The organism is Bradyrhizobium sp. SHOUNA76 (assembly GCF_023006445.1).
Taxonomy (GTDB): Bacteria; Pseudomonadota; Alphaproteobacteria; order Rhizobiales; family Xanthobacteraceae; genus Bradyrhizobium.
On the sequence record NZ_JALBHA010000231.1, the window covers coordinates 1 to 9307 of the forward strand.

Annotated in this window: 8 protein-coding genes and 1 pseudogene; 2 read left to right on the plus strand and 7 right to left on the minus strand. The window is 64.6% G+C overall.

The window, feature by feature from the left end; genetic code table 11:
* Window positions 1-169 (minus strand): deoxyribodipyrimidine photo-lyase (locus tag MOV74_RS22005; RefSeq protein ID WP_246926690.1); only part of this gene is annotated, 169 nt, incomplete at its 3' end.
* Between the two features lie 116 nt (window positions 170-285).
* On the opposite strand from MOV74_RS22005, the gene MOV74_RS22010 reads away from it, so the two are divergent.
* Window positions 286-2016, plus strand: a complete 1731-nt coding sequence (locus MOV74_RS22010) for a methyl-accepting chemotaxis protein (protein ID WP_246926675.1) — start codon at window positions 286-288, stop codon at window positions 2014-2016.
* A 96-nt stretch (window positions 2017-2112) separates the two neighbouring features.
* Here the strand turns inward: MOV74_RS22010 and MOV74_RS22015 are convergent, their stop codons facing one another.
* Window positions 2113-2772 carry a peroxiredoxin gene (locus MOV74_RS22015; protein WP_246926676.1) on the minus strand — a complete coding sequence of 220 codons (660 nt, stop codon included), beginning with the start codon at window positions 2770-2772 and terminating at the stop codon, window positions 2113-2115.
* Between the two features lie 379 nt (window positions 2773-3151).
* Here MOV74_RS22015 and MOV74_RS22020 point away from each other — a divergent pair, with 379 nt between their 5' ends.
* Window positions 3152-3724, plus strand: a complete 573-nt coding sequence (locus MOV74_RS22020; RefSeq protein WP_246926678.1) for a hypothetical protein — start codon at window positions 3152-3154, stop codon at window positions 3722-3724.
* A gap of 67 nt (window positions 3725-3791) precedes the next feature.
* On the opposite strand, the gene MOV74_RS22025 is transcribed toward MOV74_RS22020, so the two are convergent.
* The 5 genes and pseudogenes from MOV74_RS22025 to MOV74_RS22045 form a co-directional block, all read right to left on the minus strand.
* A complete protein-coding gene (locus tag MOV74_RS22025; protein WP_246926680.1) occupies window positions 3792-5657 on the minus strand; it encodes an alkaline phosphatase family protein in 1866 nt (621 codons plus the stop codon).
* 1156 nt (window positions 5658-6813) lie between these two features.
* The gene (locus tag MOV74_RS22030) at window positions 6814-7131 is read right to left on the minus strand and encodes a response regulator transcription factor (protein WP_246926682.1); all 318 of its coding nucleotides are present in this window, start codon (window positions 7129-7131) and stop codon (window positions 6814-6816) included.
* Window positions 7132-7182: 51 nt separating this feature from the next.
* Complete coding sequence (locus MOV74_RS22035; RefSeq protein ID WP_246926685.1) at window positions 7183-8406, minus strand: ABC transporter permease; 1224 nt, start codon at window positions 8404-8406, stop codon at window positions 7183-7185.
* Window positions 8403-9128, minus strand: a complete 726-nt coding sequence (locus tag MOV74_RS22040) for an ABC transporter ATP-binding protein (RefSeq protein ID WP_246926687.1) — start codon at window positions 9126-9128, stop codon at window positions 8403-8405. Before MOV74_RS22040 ends, MOV74_RS22035 begins: the two co-directional genes overlap by 4 nt.
* A pseudogene (locus MOV74_RS22045) lies at window positions 9125-9307 on the minus strand (efflux RND transporter periplasmic adaptor subunit); the annotation flags it as partial. The gene MOV74_RS22040 and the pseudogene MOV74_RS22045, both read right to left, overlap by 4 nt.

Sequence of the window (9307 nt, forward strand, 5' to 3'; positions counted from 1 at the left end):
GCCACCAGCACGTTGCGGCGCCGGGTGTGCGGCCGGCGCCGTCGTCGAGGACGAAGAGGCAGAGCACCGGTGCGCCGGCTTTCGCGGCGGCGTGGAGGGCGGGATGGTCGGACAGGCGAAGATCATCGCGGAACCAGACGATGATGGGCGGCGTGTTTGGCGTGGTCAGGGAGGGCCTCGTTTATCAATTGGAAACCATGCCGGGGTGCGGCGGTGCGAACCGCCGTTAATGCGGCCGTAAGCCGATTGCACGAATATGCAGGAATTACGGGGGTCGTTCCATCCATGTCCAATATTCCAACGGCGAAGTTCCTGCCGCAGTTCAAGCTCGGCACCAAGGCGCTCCTGTGCGCCGTGCTGCTGATCGCCGTGAACACGGCGCTCGTGGTCGGCGCCGGCTATTGGTCGCTGACGTCCGCCTTCAATGACCGCGCATTGCGCGACATCGAGGTCAATCTGCGCACGCTGGCGCTGGCCTTTACCGAGACCGTTCCGGCCGCCAAGGTCACGATGCGGGATGGCGCGGTGGTGCGCGCCGAGATCCCCAAGATGCCCGACTTCAACGATCACGCCATCGTCGATCGTGCCGTGTCCTATGTCGGCGGCAACGCGACCCTGTTCGTGTTCGACGATGCCAGCGGGCAGTTCGTCCGCCGCTCCACCAACGTGAAAAAGGAAAATGGCGACCGCGCCGTCGGCACCCAGCTCGCGGCCGACCATCCGGGGCAGGCGCCGCTGCGCCGGGGCGAGGCCTATAAGGGGCCGGCCACTCTGTTCGGCAAGTCGTTCATGACCGCCTATTTCCCGATCGCGGACGCCTCCGGCAAGGTCACCGGCATTCTCTATGTCGGCATCCCGATGGCCCAGTATGAGAGCATGCTGGCCCACGCCATCGAGAGCATGGCGGCGGCCGCCGGGCTCGCCGCGCTTCTGGTGCTGATCCTGACCCTGCTGGTCGTCCGCCGCGTCACCCGGCCGCTCACCTCGGTCACGCGCTCGCTCACCGCGCTTGCCAACGGCCAGAGCGACGTCGCGATCGAATGCGAGGATCGCGCCGACGAGATCGGCGAGATCGCCCGCACGGCCGCGGTGTTCAAGAGCAATTCGCTGGAGCGGGCGCGGATGCGCAGCGAGCAGGCGGCGGCCTCGGCCGCAGCGGTCGAGCAGCGCAAATCCGACCTGCGCAACTTCGTCGAGGAATTCCGCGGCAGCGTCGGCGGCGTCCTCGACAAGGTGCTGACCTCGTCGGGCGAGTTCGAGCGCGTGGCGCGGCAGCTCACCGACGTCGCACGCTCCACCGCCGATCTGTCGGCTCAGTCCGCCGGCGCCTCCGAAAATGCCTCCGAGCACGTGCGTTCGGCGGCATCGGCCTCCGACGAGCTGTCTCAATCGATCTCCGAGATCACCCGGCGCGTGCAGGAATCGAACGAGATTTCCGCCGAGGCGGTGCAACAGGCCGAGGCGACCGATCAGCGTATCGCGCAGCTTTCCGAGGCGGGCGCGCGCATCGGCGACGTCGTCAAGCTGATCACCTCGATCGCCGAGCAGACCAACCTGTTGGCGCTGAACGCCACCATCGAGGCCGCGCGCGCGGGCGATGCCGGCCGCGGCTTCGCGGTGGTGGCCCAGGAGGTCAAGACGCTCGCCGGCCAGACGGCCAAGGCGACCGACGAGATCTCGAGCCAGATCGAGAGCATGCAACTCGCGACCGAGGAATCGGTCGCCGCCATCAAGGCGATCAGCCAGACCATCGAACGCATCAGCGGCATCGCGGGCTCGATCTCGGCTGCGGTCGAGCAGCAGAAGAGCGCGACCCATAACATCGTGGCCAGCGTTCGCGCCGCGGTGTCGGGCACCGCCGATGTCGCCGTCAACGTCCGTCACGCCGCCGAGGGCGCCAGCGAGACCGGCGAGACCTCGAGCCGGATGTTCGTCTCCGCACAGGCCCTGTCGGGCGAGAGCCTGCATCTGAAGGCTGAGGTCGACAGATTCCTCGACCGCGTGAACGCGGCCTGATCCAACCTCGTCATCCCGGGATGGTCCGAAGGACCAGACCCGGGATCTCGAGATTCCGGGTTCGGTCCTTCGGGCCGCCCCGGAACGACAGTTGGATTATTTCGGCTGCGGCACGATGCGGATGTAGGGCTTCGGCTCCTTCCAGCCCTGCGGGTAGATCGTCTTGGCCTCGTCATTGGAGACCGAGCCCGCGATGATCACGTCGTCGCCCTGCGACCAGTCCGCGGGGGTGGCGACGCGATGCTTGGCGGTGAGCTGGAGCGAGTCGATGACGCGCAGGATCTCCAGGAAGTTCCGCCCCGTCGTCATCGGGTAGACCAGCACCAGCTTGATCTTCTTGTCCGGCCCGATGATGAAGACGTTGCGGACGGTCTGGTTGTCGGCCGGGGTGCGGGTGAGGGGATCGCCTGAGGTCGAGGCCGGCAGCATGCCGTACAGCTTCGAGACGTTGTAATCGGTGTCGCCGATCATCGGATAGTTCGGAGCTGCGCCCTGCGTCTCCTTGATGTCTTCCGACCATTTGGCATGGCGGTCGACCGGATCGACCGACAGGCCCATCAGCTTGACGCCGCGCTTGTCGAATTCCGGCTTCAGCTTGGCGAGTGCGCCGAGCTCGGTCGTGCAGACCGGCGTGAAGTCTTTCGGATGCGAGAACAGGAGCGCCCAGCTATTGCCGATCCAGTCGTGAAACTTGATCTTCCCTTCGGTGGTCTCGGCTTCGAAGTCGGGTGCAGTGGTGCCGATCGGAAGTGTCATGGATCTACCTCATCGCATTGAATCTAAATGACAAATTGTCTTTGTCGTCATCCCCATTATAGGGCGTCGTCGAGCTGAAGTGAACCGCTTCAAGTAAAATGTGAATTCCTTCTTTGAAGGGCCGATATCCTAGCACTTTTTTGTTACAGCTGCGCCTGCGACGAAACACCTCCACCGGAGCCGCACGGACTCAATTGCCCCGATAAAGCCTTTTATGACTTTCATCACGCTCGCCCGGCGCTCCTAGAACCAAAACGGTCCTGACAGCGACCAATTGGCAACCATCTCGAAAAGTCGCGATCGCCGTATCGAATCGTTAACCACCCCTTTACGCCGGCATGAAAATGCTGGCCGATCAGAAGAAGTCTGGAAGTGAACTATGTCTGCCGCTGCGCCTAAATCTGTTGAGTCGCCGTCCCTGGAGCCGTCCTGCCGCGATACCGCGGCCCATGCGCTGAGCATCGTGCGCGACGGCGTGATTACGGGCGAAGGCCCGACTACCAAGGGAAGGGTGCATTTCTCCCGCTCGCTCGATGCCGATGACACCGCCTGGTGCACGCGCATCCTGACCGCAACCGCCGTCAACGACCAGCCCGTCAGCCGCACCGAGGCTGAAGTGCTGTTCGAGATCAACGAGGCCGCGACCGAGCGTACCGATGGCGGCCGCTTCGACGATTTGCTCGCCAAGGCCGTTGCGCATTATGCCGCAAGCGCCTCGGGCCTGAAGGTGCCGCCGCGCAGCGTCGCGCTGTCGGCCGACACCGACATCGAGAGCTGGGCGCCGTCCTATGCCTCCAAGGTCAACAGCGAGATGCTGGAGTGGATCGCCGGCCAGATGCGCGGCAAGCGCCAGAACAATCGCCGCCTGATGGCGATGGTGGCGACGTTCCTCGGCGCCACCGCGCTGCCCCTGGCGGGCCAGCTGCCGAACGTGTTCGACATTGGGATGTAAAAATCTGGGCATGTAACAACCGAGATCTTCTCGCGCCCCCTGCGGGGCGCGAGCGAAAGCGGCGGGGTTATTTCCCCGCCGTTTTTTGTTTGCCGGCGTCCACCTCGAGCCCCAGCGTGCGGCCCGGGAAGCCGGCGGCGTCGAAATAGCGCTGGCTGCCGACGCGCTGGAAGTTCAGCACGGTCTGAAGGCCGTTCTCGGAGACTTTCGACTTCTCAACCGCCTTGTACGCTTTCGGCGTGACGCCGTTGGGCAGCGCCTCCGACATCACCCGGCCGACCAGGCTGCCCTTCTGGGTGGCGCGAAGGCCCATGAGCTGGACGGCCGTCATGCCGACGTCGGCATTGCTGACCGGCAGCTCGTCGACGAAGCCGGTTTTGAAGTCCGGCCCGATCGCCGCCATGAAGTTCATGGTGTCGCCGCGGCTGAAGCTGCCATGCATGCCCTGTCCCTGGCGCAGCACGGTGTCGGCGACCTGCACCGAGCAATTGGTCGGCGCCTCGCCGCAATCGCTGGCATACGAGCGGAAGTTGACGACGATCGACGGCGTCGGCGTCGCCGACTTGCCGCGCAGGTTGATGCTCGACAGCGGCAAGGTGCCGGGGAAGCGGCCGAGCGAGTCCTCGACGAACAGGCCGGAGACGTAATCCTGCTCGAGCAGGGCCTTGATGGTTTTCGCCGCCAGCTTCTTGTCCTTGGTCGGCAGATAGACCAGGTCGGAGCCGCCATTGGTGGCGACGACGAGATCGGGCTTCTCGGGATCCTTGCCGAGCACGCCGTTGCCGGCCTTGGGATGCTTGTTGCCTTCGATCTTCGCGTTCTTGTCGTTGGGGTCGAACAGCGGCAAGTCGAGCGCCTTCGCAAGGTCGATCGCCAGAAAGCCCATCGGCAGGAAGTCCTTCGGCGTGTCGTCATAGCTGACCTTGGCCGAAGGGCTGGTCTTGCTCTCCTTGGAGATGGTGGAGAAGCCGTGGTCGGCCGAGATGATGATGTTGGTCGAGGCAGTGAGGCCGAGCTCGTCCAGCGCCTTGCGAAGCTGGGCGAGGTTGGTGTCGGCGTTCTTGATGCCGGCCATCGAGGTCGGGCCGTTGATGCCGGGCTTGATCTGGTTGAGGCTGTCGCCGGTGTTGTGCTGGCTGCCGTCGGGATCGCGCGACCAGAACACCAGCACGAACGGCTTGTTGCGCGCCTTGAACATCGGCAACACCACCTTGGCGGCGACGTTGGCGAAATAGGCCTGCTGCGCGACGTTGGCAGACGTGGTGCCCGGCGTCTTGGCATCGCCCGCCTTGGAATTGTCACCGCGCGGCGGCGTGGTGGTAGGCAGGCCGGCCTTGGTCAGCGCGTCCTTCACCTCGTCCGATAGCGCGACACCATTCTTGCCGCCGGTGGCGTCGTCAAACACGATCGAGTGTAGGCCGGCCTTTTCGGGCTTGTCGGTGTGATCGAACTGGTAGGTCGGACCATGCTTGCCCAGCGCAGCGGTGCTGAATCCCTTGTCGCGGGCCAGCTTCAGGATGGTCTCTTCGTTGAGATAGTTGCCCTTGAAGTGCTCGTCGATGTCGCCGAGCACGGCGTCGTTCTCGATGAAGGGGACCACGGTGTCGCCGGCGGGCACGGAGGTGTAATTGGTCCAGATCGTGTTGGAGAACACGCCGGTATCGCCGAGATAATGGCCGGTCGACATCGCCGAGCCGTTGGCCATGGTGAAGGTCGGGAAGAGCGAATGCGAATTCTTGAAATTGACGCCCTTGTCGCGGACCTCGGCCATGGCGGGTGCCGTTTCAGGGTTGACCTTCAGCGCGCGCAGGCCGTCCGGAATGAACAGGATCAAATTGCGGGGCGTGTTGTTCTGTGCGGAGGCAAGTCCGTTGGTAAGTCCGGCGGACAGCACTGTCAGTCCGGCGGACAGCAACACCAGTGAACGGCGCATCAAAATCTCCCTGCAGTGAGGCGGCCTGGCCGCCGACCGCGGCCTCCGGTTCGTTTAGTTTCGCTGGATGACGGTTTTGTTACAAGGCCTGTGACATCTGCAATGGGCCGGGGAGGGCGCCTGCCACTCTCGTGTCCGGACGCGACGCGCGCGCGAGCGCGCTGCGCAGCGTCCGGGGCACGAGACCATCGTTTGGGCGTGCAGCTCAAACTCAATCTATCCAGAACCTTTCCGCACCGACAGTATTCCTCCCGTCATCCTGAGGTGCGAGGCGTGCGATGCGAATGCATCGCATGCGGAGCCTCGAAGGACGGTGCAGCGGGGCCGTCGCCCTTCGAGGGCCGCTGAAGAAGCGGCCACCTCAGGGGGACGGTCTTAAATGATGCCTGCGGAAGCATTCTCTATTCGCCAGTGGCGTAGGGTGGGCAAAGGCGCACAGCGCCGTGCCCACCAATTCAATCGCGACAGGCAAAGATTGTGGGCGCGCTTCCGCTTTGCCCATCCTACGATGTTCGAGCTTGTGATACGCAGCTGAAATCGCAGACACACCTTCGCAGCCTCGCGGCTCATCTGGCCCGAGCTTTGCTTCGTCGCCTTGCCCTCAATTGAAAGAGGGCGCAGGGAAGGCCGGGAGCCGGTTGGCTCCCGTGGACCGCCATGCCAAGAGCAGATTGCGTGTGCTCCTGCATAGCGGAGAACAGGGCAACCGGAGATCCCGGCCTTCCCTGCGCAGTGGTTTGACGGCTTATGTCGTGCTCTCCCCGGGGAGCGTTGCACTATTGCCCCCGTCGCCTTGCGGATGATCGATGCGCGTGCCCGGTCGGGCCGCCACATCACCGCTGAGACTTGACGCACAGACCCCGGGCGCCAGGACCACACGATTTTGCCGTACGCCGATCACACCGGTCGTGTGCGCGAGGTGTTTCGCTCACGGTTGCCCGCCCCGCAAAATCCTTCGCGCCGATGCAATCAGCGCCCACCGCCGTCCGGCCCGCGTTCGTGACGATCGCGATACGCCCCTCTTCCTTGGGCCGGGTTGCCGCGACACATACGTCATTTCCGAATTTCGGTAAAGTGGAATATTTTTCGCTGCGCGCGTTGGCCTAGGGCTCGCATGTTTTGCCCGTCGGGCAACGCAAGGGATTGTGTCCGGCGTTCAATCAGGCGCGGTCAGCACCGATGAACTTTGAGCCGGCGCCTGCGCGGGCTTTGGCGCCGCCGGACGGCGGTCGGCCCTGGCAAGATCGCGGCGTAGCGACAATGGCGCCGCGTGCAGGGCAAACGCGATCGCGATCTGCGTTCGGTTCGAAAGCCGGTATTTGCGCATGATGTTGCCGATATGCGCCCGGACCGTGTTCTCCGAGATCTTGAGCTCGTAGGCGATATTCTTGTTTTGCAGCCCCCGGGCGATCAGCATCATCAGCTCACGCTCGCGCGGTGTCGGTGTAATCGAATCCTTCGGATCCGGGCTCATGATAGGCTCCTCGCTCGTCTTCGGGCTGAATTGGCCGCCTTCGGCATCTTCTCACTCCGCTTTGAGCGCCTCGATCGGGCTGAGCTTGGATGCCTTGTGGGCGGGATAGAAACCGAAGATGATGCCGGTGGCGATCGAGAAGACCAGGGCAAGGCCGATCGCCTGACCGTCGATCGAGGTGACCCATCCTGCCATGCGGGCGACTGTCATCGAGAGCGTGACGCCGCCGGCGACACCGATGGCGCCGCCGAGCAGGCAGAGCACAAGCGCTTCGCAGAGGAACTGCAGGCGGATGTCCCGCATCCGCCCGCCCAGCGCGCGGCGGATTCCGATCTCCCGCGTGCGTTCGGTAACCGAGACGATCATGACATTCATGATGCTGATGCCGCCGACCAGCAACGAGACCGAGGCGATGGCGACGAGCAGCAGCGCGACGGTGCGGATCGCGCCCTGCTGCGCTTCCATCGCGGCGGCCGGATCCTGGACCTTGAAATCGTCCTCCTGGCCGGCGGGGATGCGGTGGCGCTGCCGCAGCAGGTTCTCGATCTCCGATCGGGCCCCCGCCATCTGGCCGTCGCCGGCCACCTTGGCGATGATGTAGGCAACCGAATCCCGATTGATGTTGCTGGCACTGCCGAGAAAGCGCAGCTTGGCGGTGGCGAGCGGCACGAAGGCGACGTCGTCCTGCGCCGGTCCCTTGCGATCGAGCACGCCGACCACTTCGAGCGGCACCTTCATGATCCGGATCTGCGCGCCGATCGGGTCGTCGCCGGGCGCGAACAGCTCGCGCGCGACCGTGCTGCCGAGGATGACGACCTTGCCGGCGCCTGCCTCCTCGGAGCCGGAAAAATAACGCCCGCTGGCAAGCTGCCAGTCGCGCACCATGAAATGCCCCGTCGTCGTGCCGTTGATGGTCGTATTCCAGTTCTTGCCCTCATGGATGACCTGCGCCGTTCCGGCGATCGAGCCGGCCGCGGCCTGGATTTCCGGAATCTGCTCGAGGATGGCCTGCACGTCACTCTCGGTCATCGTCAGCTTGCTGCCGTCCTTGAGACGCACGCCGCCCTGATAGACCGCGCCGGGGGTGATCATCAGCACGTTGGCGCCGATCGAGCGGATCTGCTCCTGCAGGCGAAGCTGCGCGCCGGCTCCGATCGCAAACACCGTCACGATGGAGGCGACGCCGATCACGATGCCCAGCATGGTGAGGAAGCTGCGCAGCGGATTGAGGCGCAAGGCGTGCAGAGCGATCTGGAAGCCCTGGAGCATCGTCATGACACGGCGCTCCGTTTCGGCAGGATCGGGACCAGGGTCTCGTCACTGACGAGCTCGCCATCGTGCAGGCGGATGGTGCGGCGGCACTGCGTCGCGATGCCGGGATCATGCGTGATCATCACGATGGTCTGACCGCTCCGGTTGAGCGCGGCGAACAGCGCCAGGATCTCGGCGCCGGTGCGGCTGTCGAGCGCGCCGGTCGGCTCGTCGGCGAGCACGATCAGCGGGGAGGCGATCAGTGCGCGCGCAATCGCGACACGCTGCTGCTCGCCGCCGGAGAGCTGCCGCGGGAAGTGATGGGCCCGGTGCAGCATGCCGACGGACTGAAGGCTCTGCTCGGCGCGCGCCAGACGTTCCTTGCGAGCGATGCCGCAATAGACCAGCGGCAGCGCGACATTCTCGATTGCATTGTGGCGGGCAAGCAGATTGTAGGACTGGAACACGAAGCCGATGCTGCGGGCACGCAAGGACGAGCGGCGATCTTCCGACAGCCCGGCGACGTCGGCGCCCTGGAGATAAACGGCGCCCTCGTTCGGCAAGTCGAGCAGCCCGATCATGTTCATCAATGTCGATTTGCCGGAGCCGGACGGTCCCATCACGGCGACGATCTCGCCTTGCGCGATCTCGAAACTGACGTTGCGTACCGCAGTCACCGCGACCCCGTCGGTGCGATAGGTCCTGCTGACCGACTGGAGGCTGATGAGGGGTGGGGAGGCGGTCATGATCCGAACCTGATTCCGAGAAATTCAAAGCCCGCCGGGCGGATCGCCTGGCCGACGGCCACCTGGCTGCCCTCGTCGAGATCTCCGCTCTTGAGTGCGACTTGTTCGATGCCGGCCGCGCCCACCGTGACGGCAATGCGCTGGAGCGCGCCGCTTGCGGTGCGGACCCACACCCCGCT

Excerpts from the sequence above, each read along its gene's own strand:
- MOV74_RS22010 (WP_246926675.1), top strand. The coding sequence starts at position 286 with ATGTCCAATATTCCAACGGCGAAGTTCCTGCCGCAGTTCAAGCTCGGC.
- MOV74_RS22030 (WP_246926682.1), bottom strand. The coding sequence starts at position 7,131 with ATGAGCCCGGATCCGAAGGATTCGATTACACCGACACCGCGCGAGCGT.
- MOV74_RS22035 (WP_246926685.1), bottom strand. The coding sequence starts at position 8,406 with ATGACGATGCTCCAGGGCTTCCAGATCGCTCTGCACGCCTTGCGCCTC.
- MOV74_RS22020 (WP_246926678.1), top strand. The coding sequence starts at position 3,152 with ATGTCTGCCGCTGCGCCTAAATCTGTTGAGTCGCCGTCCCTGGAGCCG.
- MOV74_RS22025 (WP_246926680.1), bottom strand. The coding sequence starts at position 5,657 with ATGCGCCGTTCACTGGTGTTGCTGTCCGCCGGACTGACAGTGCTGTCC.
- MOV74_RS22015 (WP_246926676.1), bottom strand. The coding sequence starts at position 2,772 with ATGACACTTCCGATCGGCACCACTGCACCCGACTTCGAAGCCGAGACC.
- MOV74_RS22040 (WP_246926687.1), bottom strand. The coding sequence starts at position 9,128 with ATGACCGCCTCCCCACCCCTCATCAGCCTCCAGTCGGTCAGCAGGACC.